At 71.3% G+C, this 14,569-nt stretch carries 13 protein-coding genes; 7 read left to right on the forward strand and 6 right to left on the reverse strand.

The genetic code is table 11. The features are described from left to right. The 4 genes from CKO28_RS22575 to clpX form a co-directional block, all read right to left on the reverse strand. The coding region (locus tag CKO28_RS22575; protein ID WP_200343155.1) for a DUF309 domain-containing protein at window positions 1-463 on the reverse strand (463 nt) is incomplete at its 3' end. Beyond that, window positions 460-756: a hypothetical protein gene (locus CKO28_RS22580; RefSeq protein ID WP_200343156.1), complete on the reverse strand. Its 297-nt coding sequence runs from the start codon at window positions 754-756 to the stop codon at window positions 460-462. The genes CKO28_RS22580 and CKO28_RS22575, both read right to left, overlap by 4 nt. Before the next feature lie 81 nt (window positions 757-837). Then, the gene (locus tag CKO28_RS22585; RefSeq protein WP_200343157.1) at window positions 838-2,208 is read right to left on the reverse strand and encodes a hypothetical protein; all 1,371 of its coding nucleotides are present in this window, start codon (window positions 2,206-2,208) and stop codon (window positions 838-840) included. Window positions 2,209-2,468: 260 nt separating this feature from the next. Then, entirely contained in the window at window positions 2,469-3,737 is a 1,269-nt protein-coding gene (clpX, locus tag CKO28_RS22590; RefSeq protein ID WP_200343158.1) for an ATP-dependent Clp protease ATP-binding subunit ClpX, read from the reverse strand. A gap of 288 nt (window positions 3,738-4,025) precedes the next feature. Between clpX and hisI the strand changes: the two genes are divergently transcribed. From hisI to CKO28_RS22610, 4 genes are all read left to right on the forward strand, one after another. Beyond that, on the forward strand, window positions 4,026-4,424 hold the full coding sequence (gene hisI / locus CKO28_RS22595) for a phosphoribosyl-AMP cyclohydrolase (RefSeq protein ID WP_200343159.1): 399 nt from the start codon (window positions 4,026-4,028) through the stop codon (window positions 4,422-4,424). A gap of 465 nt (window positions 4,425-4,889) precedes the next feature. Then, window positions 4,890-6,884 carry a glucans biosynthesis glucosyltransferase MdoH gene (gene mdoH / locus CKO28_RS22600; RefSeq protein ID WP_200343160.1) on the forward strand — a complete coding sequence of 665 codons (1,995 nt, stop codon included), beginning with the start codon at window positions 4,890-4,892 and terminating at the stop codon, window positions 6,882-6,884. Then, window positions 6,881-7,702: a CE1 family esterase gene (locus CKO28_RS22605; RefSeq protein WP_200343161.1), complete on the forward strand. Its 822-nt coding sequence runs from the start codon at window positions 6,881-6,883 to the stop codon at window positions 7,700-7,702. Before mdoH ends, CKO28_RS22605 begins: the two co-directional genes overlap by 4 nt. 211 nt (window positions 7,703-7,913) lie before the next feature. After that, the gene (locus CKO28_RS22610) at window positions 7,914-8,759 is read left to right on the forward strand and encodes an aldo/keto reductase (protein ID WP_200343162.1); all 846 of its coding nucleotides are present in this window, start codon (window positions 7,914-7,916) and stop codon (window positions 8,757-8,759) included. A 40-nt stretch (window positions 8,760-8,799) separates the two neighbouring features. On the opposite strand, the gene CKO28_RS22615 is transcribed toward CKO28_RS22610, so the two are convergent. Continuing rightward, window positions 8,800-10,041 (reverse strand): ATP-binding protein, encoded by a 1,242-nt coding sequence (locus CKO28_RS22615; protein WP_200343163.1) that lies wholly within the window; start codon window positions 10,039-10,041, stop codon window positions 8,800-8,802. Beyond that, window positions 10,019-11,161, reverse strand: coding sequence for a DUF2336 domain-containing protein (locus CKO28_RS22620; RefSeq protein WP_200343164.1), 1,143 nt, complete (start codon window positions 11,159-11,161; stop codon window positions 10,019-10,021). The genes CKO28_RS22615 and CKO28_RS22620 overlap by 23 nt, the downstream gene beginning before the upstream one ends. Before the next feature lie 418 nt (window positions 11,162-11,579). On the opposite strand from CKO28_RS22620, the gene CKO28_RS22625 reads away from it, so the two are divergent. The 3 genes from CKO28_RS22625 (at window position 11,580) to CKO28_RS22635 (ending at window position 14,374) form a co-directional block, all read left to right on the forward strand. Beyond that, window positions 11,580-11,840, forward strand: coding sequence for a hypothetical protein (locus CKO28_RS22625; protein WP_200343165.1), 261 nt, complete (start codon window positions 11,580-11,582; stop codon window positions 11,838-11,840). 100 nt (window positions 11,841-11,940) lie between these two features. Continuing rightward, window positions 11,941-12,537 (forward strand): NUDIX hydrolase, encoded by a 597-nt coding sequence (locus CKO28_RS22630; RefSeq protein WP_242480750.1) that lies wholly within the window; start codon window positions 11,941-11,943, stop codon window positions 12,535-12,537. A 421-nt stretch (window positions 12,538-12,958) separates the two neighbouring features. Continuing rightward, window positions 12,959-14,374, forward strand: coding sequence for an aminotransferase (locus CKO28_RS22635; protein ID WP_200343166.1), 1,416 nt, complete (start codon window positions 12,959-12,961; stop codon window positions 14,372-14,374). Window positions 14,375-14,569: the final 195 nt, after the last annotated feature.

Raw genomic sequence — 14,569 nt, forward strand, 5'->3', positions numbered from 1 at the left:
CCGCGGCGCGCGCGAGCGCACGCGGGTCGAGGCCGAACAGGCGGGCGTGCCCCCCGGCCGCCAGCGGGGCGAACAGCCCGGCCGCGGCGCCGGCATGGCGGGCGGTGCCGCGCGGATTGCCCACGCCCGCCTTGACCCCCGCCGCGGCGAGCTTGATCAGGCCGTGCAGCAGGGCGGCCGCCGCGCCGTCCCCGGCGGCGCGCCACAGATCCTCCCACGCCTCGTGCGCTTCCCAGTAGTAGCCGGCGTTGTACAGGTCGACGCCCCACAGGAACGCCGGCGTCTCCCGCCAGGCATCCGGATCCGGCGGACCCGTCACCTCGGGTCCCGGCGTGCCGTCGCGCACGTGGCCGCAGGGGTCGCGCGCGGGATGCGGGTGCCGGTCCGCCGGGTCGCGGTGCGGCAGGTAGGCGTAGGGCGGCAGCGCGCGCGCCGGCAGGTAGCGCGGCGGCGGGCCGCTCATCCGCCGCGACCCGACGGCGCCCGACCCACCGCCCCGGCCGGCGGCGGTTCCTCCAGCGGCGGCGTTTCCGGCGGAATCTCGGGGCCCGGACCGCCCGGCGGCTCCTCGATCGGGGGTTCGGGCTCGTGCTCCGGCGGTGCCGGCGGCGCCTCGTCCGGGCCGGGCGGCTCCTTCTCCGGCGGCTGCGGCGGTTGCGGCGGCCGGGGCGGCCCCGCGGGCGGGGCCGTCACGCGGTGGCGCGCGCCGTCGGCGATGAAGATATCGGGCAGCGTTGCGTGGCCTTCGTGGGTCATGGCGCACCTCCGGTTGCGACCGGCCGTTGCTCACCGGCCATGGTCCCGCATCGACCGGAGCCTCGTCCAGGCCCGCCGGACTCAGGCGAGCAGGGCGGCCACCCCGGCGACCGCCGCGCCCGCCAATGCCGCGGCGGGCAGGCAGTAGGGCGCGTTCCACAGCCAGGCGACCCGGAACACCGAGGCGTCGAGCATACGGGAGACGTGCATCACGGTGGCCGAGAAGGGCGACATCTGCGTGCCCATGCCCCAGACCACCGCCAGCAGCAGGGCGACCGCGAGCGGGCTGAGGCCGAGCGCCGCCGGGCCCAGCACCTCGCCCACCAGGATCGCGAGGACGACCGGATGCACGCCCAGCCCGCCCAGCAGCGTGCCCAGCACCGCGAGCGCGGCGGCGCGCGGGGCGGCCGGCCAGCCGGCCAGGCCCAGGCTGCCGGCCAGCGCGTCCGGCTCGACCGCGTGGCTGACACCGACCGCGAACACGGTCGCCGCCAGGAACAGCGCGGCCTCGTTGCGCAGGCCGGGCAGGCGGGCGGTCACGCTGGCCAGCACGGGCGCCGGGTCGGCCGCGCCGGTCCGGCGCAGCAGCGCCGACCAGATCACCGACAGGGTGGGCGCGACCAGGCCGAGCGCGATCACGATCGACAGCCCGGCGCCTTCCGACAGCGCCACCACCGGGGCGGCGAGCGCGACGAACACCGCCAGCACGCCCAGCGTCGCGCGGACCGGGTTGCCGTCCGGCACCGCGCGGCGGTCGCTCTGCGGATCGCGCGGACCGCGGGTGGCGCGGTCGAGCGCCCAGGCGAGCCCGACCAGGCCGCTGCCGATCGCCAGGCCCGCCGGGGCCAGCTGCAGCCAGGACACCTCCGGCACGACGGTCAGGATCACGCCCATGCCGACGAAGAACGGCGACCACATGACCGCCCCGGAAAAGCCGCGCACGACCGCAAGCGTAAGCCGCCGGCGCAGCCGCGGGCGCATCTCGGGGTCGAGCAGGCTGGCGACCAGCTGCAGTCCGGCCAGGTTCAAGACCGCGCCCAGGTAGTGGCCGGCGAACGCCAGCATCAGGAAGCGCCGGCCGGGCGGCTGGGCGACCACCCGCTCGCCCAACTGCCGGAACGACGGGCTGCTCAGGGCGGGCACCTGCAGGCACATCACCGCCGCGAACAGCACCATGAACGGCAGCGCCCGCTCCGCCCCGCTCATCAGGTCGGCCAGCACGCCGGGCGCGCCCCCCTGGCTCCAGGCGCCGGCGAGCCCGCCCGCGATCAGCAGCCCGCTCGCGATCCGCTGCGGCGTGCGGATCGCCGGCAGCTGCAGCACCACGAACGCCATCAGCCCGACCGCCGCGACGCCCGCCACGACCGGGGTCGGGCGCAGCGCGTCGACCAGCGTCAGCAGGTAGACGGCCAGGTAGAGCCACGCGGTGGGGGCGATCGGGCGGTCGGACATGAGTTTGAACGCGAGCGGGCGGGGCGCTTCGGCGGGTCCCTCTGCCTTGAGGGGAGAGGACGGGTGAGGGTGGGACTCCCCGGATACAGCCGAGGAGGCTCACCCTCCAACGCGATCTAGCGATCGCGCGGGCCCCTCCCTCTCCCGTCGAGGGAGAGGGGATAGCAGGCCGTCGCAGACAGCGGCGGATAGACGCACAGTAAAAGGCCCGGCACGTGGCATCCGTGCCGGGCCTTGTCCTGGTCGGTGGCAGGTGGCGGTCAGCCGCCGCCTTGCGACTGCTTCTGGCTGTCGCGGTAGGTGAAGACCGGCTGGCCGGTGCCCTCGATCACCTCGCGGTTCACGGTCAGGCGCTCGACATCCTCGTAGCCCGGCAGCTCGAACATCGGCTCAAGCAGCACGTTCTCCATGATCGAGCGCAGGCCGCGCGCGCCGGCGCCGCGGGCGATCGCCTTCTCCGCGACGGCTTCCATCGCGCCCTCGGTGAACTCCAGCTCGACGCCCTCCATGTCGAACAGCCGCTGGTACTGCTTGACCAGCGCGTTCTTCGGCTTGGTCAGGATGTCGACCAGGGCTTCCTTGTCCAGGTCGTGCAGCGTCGCGACCACCGGCACGCGGCCGACGAACTCCGGGATCAGGCCGAACTTCAGCAGATCCTCGGGCTCGGTGTCTTGCAGCAGGTCGCCGGTCTGGCGCTCTTCCGGCGCACGCACGTCGGCGCCGAAGCCGATCGAGGACGACCGGCCGCGCTGGCTGACGATCTTGTCCAGCCCGGCGAACGCGCCGCCGCAGACGAACAGGATGTTGGTCGTGTCGACGTGCAGGTATTCCTGCTGGGGATGCTTGCGCCCGCCCTGCGGCGGCACCGAGGCGGTGGTGCCTTCCATGATCTTCAGGAGCGCCTGCTGCACGCCCTCGCCGGAGACGTCGCGGGTGGTCGAGGGGTTGTCCGACTTGCGGGTGATCTTGTCGATCTCGTCGACGTAGATGATCCCCTTCTGCGCCCGCTCGACGTTGTAGTCGGACGCCTGCAGCAGCTTCTGGATGATCGACTCGACATCGTCGCCGACATAGCCCGATTCGGTCAGGGTCGTGGCGTCCGCGATCGCGAACGGCACGTCCAGAATGCGCGCCATCGTCTGCGCCAGCAGCGTCTTGCCGCTGCCGGTCGGGCCGATCAGCAGGATGTTGGATTTGGACAGCTCGACATCGTTGTCGCCGGCGACGTGTTCCAGGCGCTTGTAGTGGTTGTGCACCGCGACCGAGAGCACGCGCTTGGCATGTTCCTGGCCGATCACATACTCGTCCAGCACCTGCTTGATCTGCTGCGGCGTGGGCAGGCCGCCGTCGCCGCGCGTGAAGCTCTGCTTCTGCTCGTCGTGAATGATCTCAGCGCAGAGCTCGACGCACTCGTTGCAGACGAAGACGGCGGGACCGGCGATGAGCTTCTTCACCTCATGCTGGCTTTTGCCGCAGAAGGAGCAGTAGAGGGTCTGCTGCTGATTGTTGCCGTCGCCGGACTTGCTCATGGCTCCTCGGCTATACGTATCTGCCTCGTCTCAGCTTGACGGGGATGGGCTGCCAGGGCAACCCCTGAGCCCAAGGCCCCGCGGCGCGTGCGAAACGCAGGCGTGGGATTTCGGGACTGTCCTTGATATGAGGGCAGATGCCCGCACGCCAAGGGGGCGTTCGTTGATTGCGACACGGTCGCCCGACACCGCCGCTGCATCGCCGCCGCGGCCGGGGCCGCGCTGGCGCCGCCGTCGAACCCCCGGGTGTAGCCGCTCAAAAGTACACCGTCGATGAGTTAACCGATCATGAACGCGGATAATCCAGCCGGCGCGGCCGCGCGCCGCTTCAGCGAGGATGCCGCCCGGGCGTTCGCCGACGCGGTCGCGTTCGACGACCGTGGCCTGGTGCCGGCGATCGCCCAGCAGCACGACACGGGCGAGGTGCTGATGCTCGCCTGGATGAACCGGGACGCCGTGATCGCCACCCTGACCGGCGGGCGGGTCACCTACTGGTCGCGCTCGCGCCAGGCGATGTGGCGCAAGGGCGATACCAGTGGCCACGTCCAGGACCTGGTCGATGCCCGGATCGACTGCGACGGCGACACCCTGCTGCTGCGGATCCGCCAGACCGGGCCGGCCTGCCATACCGGCGCGCACAGCTGCTTCTACCGAACAGCGGGTGACGCCGGCCCGCGGCCGATGTAGGGGAGAACCGGGCCCGCCGGGCCGCGGCGCGGAACAGGATCGCCGGCTTACGCGTTGACCGCCGGGGTGTACCCGGGCGACCGCGCCCATCGGTCGATCGGGGGCCGGCGACGCCGTCCAAAGGCCCGGCATACTGGCGTAGAAGTGACCCGCATGTGAGCGCGCCGGCCGGGGCGGCTCGCATGACCGTAAGTATACTGCGATCATCCGGCGCCAGCCGGCCGGCGTACCCTGCAGGGACACTCAGCGCGGAACGCCGGCCCGGACCGCCCGCTGCTGGCAACCCCCGCCGCCGGCAACCTGGGTGCTTGAGGCAGGTGTCAAGTCGGTGACGCGGCTTGGCAGCCCAGCGGCGCACGCTGATCTTAGGGCAGGATCGTGGCCGCGAAGGAGTTGGAAGGCGGCCCCCGCCATCGGCACTTAACGTCAAGCAACAACGTCCGCGCACGCGGCGAAAGGACCGGCATGGCTGAGACATCGATGCGCGCCACGCCCGACGGCAACGCGCCCGGCAGCGCCGCCACCGGCAGCACCGGCGCCACGCCGATCGGCCCGACGTCCGCCGGCCGCCCCGACCATCTGGGCGACGGCGCCGGGCGCTCCCTGGGCGATGGCGCCGGGCACCTTGGGGCGCGGCCCGACGGCCGCGCGCCCGCGCCGTCGGGCATGGCCTGGCGGCGGGCGCTGTTCGCCGGACTGTGCGGCGCGACCTGGCTCGCCGCCGTGGCGACCATGGCGACCCTGCTGGCGGGCGACGGCCTGGCCCTGGTCGAGGGGCTGCTGCTGATCTGCTTCTGCCTGTCGATCCCGATGGTCGTGATCGGCTTCTGGAACTCCGCGATCGGCGCCGCGATCCTGCTCACCGCGCGCAACCACCTGGACGTGGTGGCACCGTTCCACCGCAACCGGGTCCGGCAGTCCAGCGCCCGGGTGGCGATTGCCATGCCGGTGTTCAACGAAGACACCAACCGCGTCTTCCGCCACCTGCAAAAGCTGCTCGCCTCGCTCGACAGCCTGGGCGTGGGCGACCGCTACGAGGTGTTTCTGCTGTCCGACAGTACCGACCCGGAGATCCAGGCGGACGAGCTGCGCCGGATGCGCGCCTGGCAGCGCGCCGACGCCGACGGCGCGGCCCGGCTGCACTACCGCCGCCGGGCCGACAACCAGGGCTACAAGGCGGGCAACCTGTGGGAGTTCGTGGAGACCCGCGGCGACGCGTTCGACTACATGGTCGTGCTCGACGCCGACAGCGCGATGCACGGGCGGACCGTCGACCGGCTGGTGCGGATCATGGATGCCAATCCGAACCTGGGCATTCTGCAGTCGCTCGCCGTCGGCATGCCGAGCGAGAGCGCGTTCGCCCGGATTTTCCAGTTCGGCATGCGCCACGGCATGCTGGTGCACACCGTTGGGGCGGCCTGGTGGCAGGGCGACGCCTGCCCCTACTGGGGCCACAACGCGGTGATCCGCACCGACGCCTTCAAGCAGTTCTGCCAGCTCGACCCGCTGCCGGGGACGCCGCCCTTGGGCGGGGACATCCTGAGCCACGACCAGGTCGAGGCCGCGCTGATGCGCGCCGGCGGCTACGAGGTGCGGGTGCTGCCGGTCGAGGGCGGCAGCTACGAGGAGATGCCGCCGACCCTGCCCGACTTCATCAAGCGCGACCTGCGCTGGTGCCAGGGCAACATGCAGTACCTGCAGCTGTTGGGTAAGCCGTGGTTCACCGGCATGGGGCGGGCCAACCTGGGTCTCGCGATCCTGATGTACACCGGCGCGCCGGCCTGGCTGATGTTCATGATCCTGGGGATGAGCCAGGCGGTCGTGGGCACCTTCGGTCCGCAGCTGGAGATGGGCGGCCTGATGGGCCGGCCGGGGCCGGAGGTCGCGATCGCCCTGTTCGTCACCATGATGGGCATCACCTTCGCGCCCAAGCTGATCGGCTACACCCACGCCCTGCTCGATCCCGCCCGCCGGCGGGCCTATGGCGGCGGGCTGCACGTGCTGGGCGGCGGCCTGGCGGAACTGCTGTTCTCGATGCTGATCGCGCCGGTGGTGATGCTGGCGCAGAGCGTGTTCGTCGCCGGCCTGTTCCTGGGCCGCAAGGTCAAGTGGGAGGCCCAGGTGCGCGACGGCCACCGCGTTGCCTGGCGCGATGCCGCCAAGGGGATGTGGCCGCAGACGCTGTTCGGGCTGGTCGCCGGCGGGCTGTTGGCGGCGTTCGCGCCCGCCGTGCTGCCGTGGGCGGCCCCGGTCCTGATCGGCTTGCTGCTGGCGGTGCCGATGACGGTCGCGACCTCCGCGCCGTCGCTGGGACGCCGGCTGGCGCGGCTCGGCGTCTGCGCGATTCCCGAGGAGCGTCGCCCCGGCGCGCCGGTGCCGACCCGCACGCGCTTCCCGCAAGACCCCGGCGCCGGGCAGCCCGGGTTCCCGCAGCGCGCCGCCGGGTCGCGCCCGGATTGACCCGCGGGCGCGCCGTCGCCGGGCTGGCGGCGGCGCTGCTGCTGGCGGTCGTCTGGGCGGCGCCGGCGACGGCCGCGCCGTGCGGCCCGGAAGCCCCGTGCACGGTCGCCCTCGGCCGGTACCTGGTGGCCGCGCCGCCGGACCCGGCGCCCGCCGGCGCGGTGATCTTCTTGCACGGCTACCAGGCCAGCGCGGCCGGCGTGCTGGCGAACGACGGGCTGGTCCAGGCGGTCACCGACGCTGGCTACCTGCTGGTCGCCCCGCACGGGCGCGAGGGGACCTGGAACCACGTCGGCTCGCCGGCCGGACACGACCGCGACGAGCTGGCGTTCCTGGCGCAGGTCCGCCGCGACACCGCCGCGCGGTTCGCGCTCGCCGGCAAGCCGGTATTGGTCGCCGGGTTTTCGCAGGGCGCCTCGATGGTCTGGGACGTCGCCTGCGACCGCGCCGACGCCTATACGGCGTTCGCCGCGGTCGCCGGGGCGTTCTGGCGCCCGCTGCCGGACGGCTGCCCGTCGGGGCCGATCCAGCTGACCCACATCCACGGGCTGGGCGACCAGGTGGTGCCGCTGGAAGGCCGGCCGATCGGCGATAGCTGGCGGCAGGGCGACACGGTGCGTGCGCTCGGTCTGGTCAAGCGTCACAACGCCTGCCCGGCCGCCCCCGACCGGCGGACCCGCGCCGGCACGCTCGCCTGTTCGCACTGGACCTCGTGCGCGCGCGGGCGCCTGCGGGTCTGCCTGCACGATGGCGGCCACACGCTGCGGCCGGACTGGATCGCGGACGCGGCCCGGTGGATGCAACGCCGCCAGGACTGAGCCAACGACTTGAAAAAACGCAAGAGTCAGCTGAAAGGCGGGTCCGCCTTTTAGCGTTTCGACCTGAATCGCGGCCGGGCGACCTTGTCCCCACGACGGCGCCGCGAGGCATGACGCTTCGATGACGCCCCTGGCGCGCCGCGGCCGGGATTCCCACCTTTTCCGCGACACGCAAGCGCGACACGACCGACCGAACGACGAGGGAACGACAATGACCGCGACGACCGATCAACAGGCGATGATCACCTCCTACGGCGTGCGCGTGCCGGCGCTTGGCTTCGGCACCTTCTCGCTGGAGGGGGAGGCCTGCCGGGACATGGTGAAGGCGGCGCTGTCGATCGGCTACCGGCATGTCGACACGGCCAAGATGTACGGCAACGAGGAGGCCGTGGGCGCCGGCATCCGGGAGTCGGAGGTGCCGCGCGACCAGGTGTTCCTGACCTCCAAGGTCTGGATGGATCAGCTGCACTACGACGATCTGACGGCCGCCACCAACGACAGCCTGGCCAAGCTCGACACCGACGTGCTCGACCTGCTGCTGATCCACTGGCCGAACGACCGCGTGCCGCTGTCGGAAAGCCTGCGCGCGCTGGAAGATCTGCAGCGCGCGGGCAAGGTGCGCTACGTCGGCGTCTCCAACTTCACGGTCGCGCTGATGCAGGACGCGGTCGAGAAGAACGGCGCCGACATCGTCTGCAATCAGGTCGAGTACCACCCGTTCCTGAACCAGCAGCCGGTGTTGCGCGAGGCGCGCCGGCTGGGTCTGTTCCTGACCGCCTACTGCCCGCTCGCCAAGGGTCGGGCGCCCGCCGATCCGGTGCTGCAGGCGATCGGCGAGAAGCACGGCAAGACGGCCGCCCAGGTCGCGCTGCGCTGGCTGATCCAGCACGGCGACGTCGCCGCGATCCCGAAGGCGTCCTCGCTGGCGCATGCCGAGGCGAACTTCGATGTCTTCGATTTCGAGCTGGATCGCGGCGACCTGGCGCAGATCGCCGAGCTGCCGGGCGGGACGCGGATCATCGACCCGTCCTGGGCGCCGCACTGGGATGCGGCTTAGTACGGCCCGCGGGGGCGGGCCGGACGGCGGCCCCGTCGGCTCAGCCGGCTGGGTCGATGCGGTCGGCGGGCAGGATGACGTGCACGGTCGTGCCGGCGTCCGGCACGCTGTCGATCTCCAGCCGGCCGCCGTGCAGTTCGATCAGCGCCTTCGACAGCGGCAGGCCCAGGCCGGTGCCCTCGTAGCGCCGGGATAGCGAGCTGTCGACCTGGCCGAACGGCGACAGGGCGATCCGCTGGTCTTCGGCACTCATGCCGATCCCGGTGTCGCTGACCGACAGCCGGTAGGCGCCGTCGCCGTCCACGCCGGCGTGCAGCGCGACGCGCCCGCCCGCGGGCGTGAACTTGATCGCGTTGGACAGCAGGTTGAGCAGGATCTGCAGCAGCTTCTGGCTGTCCGCGATCAGGCTCACGTCGTCGCCGGGGCCGCCGCGGCTCAGCGTGACGGCGCCATCTTCCGCCCGCTGGTGGACGATCCGAAGGGCGCGCTCGACCAGGTCCTGCGGCCGCACCGCATCCTCGTAGATCTGGAACTTGCCCGCCTCCAGCTTGGCGACGTCGAGCACGTCGTTGATCATCTGCGACAGGTGTGTCGCGCTGGTGGCGATGTCGTGGGCGTATTCGCGGTACTGCGGCGTGCCGATCGGGCCCAGCGCCTCGCGCTGCATGATCTCGGAAAAGCCCAGGATGGCGTTCAGCGGCGTGCGCAGCTCGTGACTCATCTGCGCCAGGAATTCGCTCTTGGTCCGGTTCGCCTCTTCCGCCGCGTTCTTGGCTTCCAGCAGCGCGGCTTCCCGGGCGCGCAGTTCGGTCACGTCCTGGGCGGTCCCGCGATAGCCTTCGAACCGGCCGCTCGCCGGACAGAACACCGGCAGGCCGGACAGGCGGAAGCTGCGTGCGTGACCCCAGCGATCGGTCAGCTGAATCTCGTGGTCTCGGAACGGCCGGGCGCGGGCGTGCGCCTGCGCCACCGGCGCGGTGATCGGCAGGTCCGGGCCGAGCACCTCGCTGAACGGGCGGCCGATCAGTTCCATCGGGTGGTAGCCCAGCGCTTCCATCACCCGCGGGCTGACGCTGGCGACGCGCAGGTTGCGGTCGATCTCCCAGATCCAGTCGGAAACCAGGCGGGAGATGTCGTCCAGCCGGGCGCGGGTGCGCGCCAGCTCCGCCCGCAGCGCTTCGGTCTCGTCCGCTGGCGCGCGGGTCGGGGGCGGGTCGGTGCGATCGGTTTCGGCCGGGGCGGTCCGGTCGTACGCCGCGCTACGGTCGGTCGGCGTCGACACGGCTGTCCTCCGCGAGCGCCAGGATCGCGTCCTGGTAGGCGTTGTCGCGCTGCCAGCTGCGCAGCACCTCGTGCGCGTCGGCCGGGCGGACGCTGGCGAAGAAGGTCATCACCGTGGACAGGGCCTTGGGCTCGACCACCTGCTCGCCGCTCTCGCCCCGGCGGCTCAGCAGGTAGATCGGGGTAAAGGTCGCCTTGTCGATGTCGAGCGCCTTGCACACGAGCGCCAGGCCCTTGCCGCCGGTTTCGTAAAGCACGTGCTGCAGGCGCGGCGGGTGGATGCCGCTGAATTCGGCGAACAGCGCCTCGAACAGCGGGATTTCCCCGGACCGCAACACCTTCAGCAGCAGCGCCGGGTCGATCCCGCGGGACTGCGCGATCTGGCGGGCCAGCTTCTGCGCCGCGGTCGGCCGGACGGGCTGGGCCTGGGCGCCGGCGATCAGCTTGTGGGTCGCCGCTTCCAGCGCGTCGTCGAGCTCGCTCACCGGGAGCTCGAAGCGGCTCAGCAGGTGCTCGCGCAGGGCCGCGGAGACGAACCAGTAGAGCTTGTCGGCGAGCGCCGGGTCGAGATCGCCGCGGCCGACCAGCGGCTCCTGGAAGCTGTCGACGGTGCGCGCCTGCTCCACCAGGTAGGCCATCGTGGCCTCCGAGATCTGCGCGCTCTCGTTCCGCAGCAGGGCCTCGATCACCCCGCTGTCGCCGGTCTCGACCAGCGCGTCCGCGACCGGCGCGCTGACCTCCTGGCGCATCGCGACGGCCAGCTGGTGCTGGCGGGTGCGGTTGCGCACCACCGCGATCAGGTCGGCTTCGCGCAGCACGCGCGAGCGCATCAGCACCGGTCGCGCAACCTCGATCTCGTCGTTCGCCAGCAGGTCGATCACGTTCTGCGGCGCGGCCGGCTTGTCGGCGAGCCGTTCGGCCAGCTGCCGGCGCACCTCGCCCTCGAAGTCGCCGACCAGCTTGTCCAGGATCTCGGTCATCAGCGCGCGCTCGCGCTCCGTCAGCACGGCGCCGCGCTCGCAGAACAGATCGCCGATCATGTCGACCAGGGTCTGCCGGGCGGCGAGCGACCGGTCGCGCGCAAGCTCCAGGAGATCTTTGACGGGATCGGTTGCGGTCATGGCCTACCTGACGAGGACCGACTACGCGGCGCCAAGCTCACCGCAACGTACCGGTCGGGATCGTCCCCCCACATGAAAGCCGCGCGCGGCTCGCGCCGGACGGCGCGTCCGAACCAACCGCGCGCGGACGGCGAAAGCCCTCATGCACATTTCACCCCGACGCTATTAACAAAGCGCTAACGCTAGGCAACGACTGGTAAAACCGCGTGCTGGCGGGGCGGTTAACCCTGCCGGATCCGTTGAAAAGGGCGTAACTCGCTCAAATTCGTATAAAAACCGCCGAAACGCCGACCCCGGTTGAGCGCCGCGGGATTAACCGCCCTTTAAGAGCAGTCGACTTAAAACCGCGGCGAGCAAGCGCCGGCGCCTGGTCTGAGGCCGGCGGCACGCGTGGCCAATTTGGAGCGCAAGATACGTCATGCAGGTACCCAACGGACAAGTCAGCCCGGGCCTGAGTTTCTTCCGGGCTCTGGAAGGCTTGGCGAAGCCGCAGCAGCCCGGCCAGACCGCTCAGGCCAAGGCGACGGCGAAACCGGCGGATCCCGCCCAGCTACAGGGCAAGACGCAGTCGGAGGCCGCCCAGGCGGCGCGGCCCGCCGATCCCGGCAGCGCCGCCGCGCGCGCGGCGGCCGACGGCACCAGCTATCCCCGCGGCTCGTTCCTGGACATCCGGGTCTAGCCTAGGCCTTCCAACACCGCCGACCGGCGTCGTCTGGCCGGCGGCCGCGCGGCCGGGATTCCCGGGGGGACCCGGCCGCGCTCGGGTTGGGGCGCGCGCCTTGCCGGGGCTGGGTGCGGGCGCCACACTCTGCATCACCATGACCGCGCCCGACCCCGACCCCCCATTCATCCGCAAGGTGCCGCAGGGCGACGACCGCGAACGCCTGGTCTGCGACGACTGTGGGTTTGTCTACTACCAGAACCCGAAGATCGTCGTCGGCTCGGTGGTCGAGCACCGCGGCCGGATCCTGCTGTGCCGGCGCGCGATCCCACCGCGGGTCGGCTATTGGACGATCCCCGCCGGCTACCTCGAACTGAACGAGGGTGCGGAAGCGGGCGCGCGGCGCGAGGCGTGGGAAGAGGCGACCGCCGATATCGCGATCGACCAGCTGCTGGCGGTCTACACCATCGCGCGGATCAGTCAGGTGCAGCTGATCTACCGCGCCGGTCTGAACGCCGCCGAGGTGGCGGCCGGGCCGGAAAGCCAGGAGGTCGCCCTGCTCGCCTGGGACGAGCTGCCCTGGGACGAGCTGGCGTTCCCCAGCGTGCACTGGGCGCTCAAGCACTTCGACGAGGTGCGCGGGCAGACCGCCTTCGCCCCGCGCGTCAATCCGGCCGAAGTGCTGGAGCGCCTGACCCCGCCGGGCGGCGCCTGACCGCCCCGGTTTCACGCGGCGCCGGGCTCGCGCGCAGATAATCTATCCGTGGAACCGATCGGGCAGCCGCAAAGCTGTCTGACCAGCCGGCCAAGTTTGAACACACCCACGGGCGGTGCGCTGCTATAGCCGGGGCCAGGATCGCGGGGCCGGTTTGCGCCGCCGCGGTCCGGATCGCCGCGCAGGCGCCACCCGACGGCCTCGACGCGGCCACACCGGAAGCGCTAGAGCAAGATGCTGCAAGGTGAAGCCACCATTCAGCTGAATCTCGCTCTTTCTTCAAGCAGTTAGAGCAAAATTCACGATAAAGGTCGACTTGACCTTCATCGATTTTGCTCTAGGGGTGGACGCCTTCGGGCGCCGGACCCGGCCGCGGCCGCGGCCCGATCGCCGACAACGACAAACACCTGGGGACGAACCGATGACCGAGCGCAGCCACAACCTCTCCCTCGAGGAGATGGACAGACAATCCGTCCTGCACCCGTTCACGCACGCCAAGGACTATGCGGCCGGGGAGATGGGCGATCCCCGGATCGTCACCGGCGGCTCCGGCGTCACCATCCGCGACCAGAAGGGGCGCGAGTACGTCGACGGCTTCGCCGGCCTGTACTGCGTGAACGTCGGCTACGGCCGCAAGGAGATCGCGGACGCGATCTACGAGCAGGCGACCAAGCTGGCGTACTACCACGCCTACGCCATGCACTCGAACGAGCCGACGATCCGGCTGTCGCACCGGCTGCTGCGCGACGCGCCGAACAACATGCAGCGGGTCTACTACGGCATGTCCGGCTCGGACGCGAACGAGACCCAGGCGAAGCTGGTCTGGTACTACAACAACGTCCGCGGCAAGCCCGAGAAGAAGAAGATCATCGCCCGCCAGCGCGGCTATCACGGCGCCAGCGTCTGCTCCGGCTCGATGACCGGCCTGCCGGTGTTCCACCGGGCGTTCGACCTGCCGATGGACCGGATCAAGCACGCCGCGACGCCGCATTACTACTGGAACGCGCACAAGGGCGAGAGCGAGCTCGACTTCTCCCGCCGTCTGGCGCGCGACCTCGACCAGCAGATCGAGGCGGAGGGACCGGAGACGGTCGCCGCCTTGATCGGCGAGCCGGTGCTCGGCACCGGCGGCATCATCCCGCCGCCCGAGGGCTACTGGGCGGAGATCCAGAAGGTGCTGGACAAGCACGACGTGCTGCTGATCGCCGACGAGGTGGTCTGCGGCTTCGGGCGGACCGGCAGCTACTACGGCTCGCTGCACTACGGCATGAAGCCGGATCTGGTCACCATCGCCAAGGGCCTGACCAGCGCCTACGTGCCGCTGTCGGGCGCGATGATCGGCGAGAAGGTCTGGGCGGTGCTGCAGCAGGGCGCCGACCAGTTCGGCCCGTTCAGCCACGGCTACACCTACTCCGCCCATCCGCTGGGCGCGGCCGCGGCGCTGGCCAACCTGGACATCGTCGACGGCGAGGACCTGACCGGCAACGCGCGCGACACCGGCGGGTATCTGCAGGAGCGCATGCACGCGACCTTCGACGGCCACCCGCTGGTCGGCGAAGTGCGCGGCGTCGGCCTGCTGTCGGCGCTGGAGTTCGTCGCCGACCCGGCGGCCCAGACCGCGTTCGATCCCGCGCACAAGGTCGGCGCCAAGATCGCCGGCGCCTGCCTGGAGCGCGGCCTGATCGCCCGCGCCCTGCCGCACGGCGACATCCTGGGCTTCGCCCCGCCGCTGTCGATCACCCGCGCGGAAGTCGACCGCGTGGTCGACACCGCCAAGGACGCGATCGACGCGGTGACCGACCAGCTGACCCGCGAGGGCCTGCTGAAGGCGGCGTAAGCCCCGGCCTTTCGCCGCGCCTACACGAAGCGCCGCGGGTGCCCAAGCGCGCCCGCGGCGTTTTTTTGAGGCATTGTCTGCAATGCGTGTTGGCGCTTGCGTTGATCCCTACATCTGCTCTCCAGAGCGCTCTTGGAAAACCAAATCGGCGGGAGCGGCCCGGTGTCTGGAAGGTGTTCGGAGATCAAGGTGAGT

This window comes from Rhodovibrio sodomensis (assembly GCF_016583645.1).
Classification (GTDB): domain Bacteria; phylum Pseudomonadota; class Alphaproteobacteria; order Kiloniellales; family Rhodovibrionaceae; genus Rhodovibrio; species Rhodovibrio sodomensis.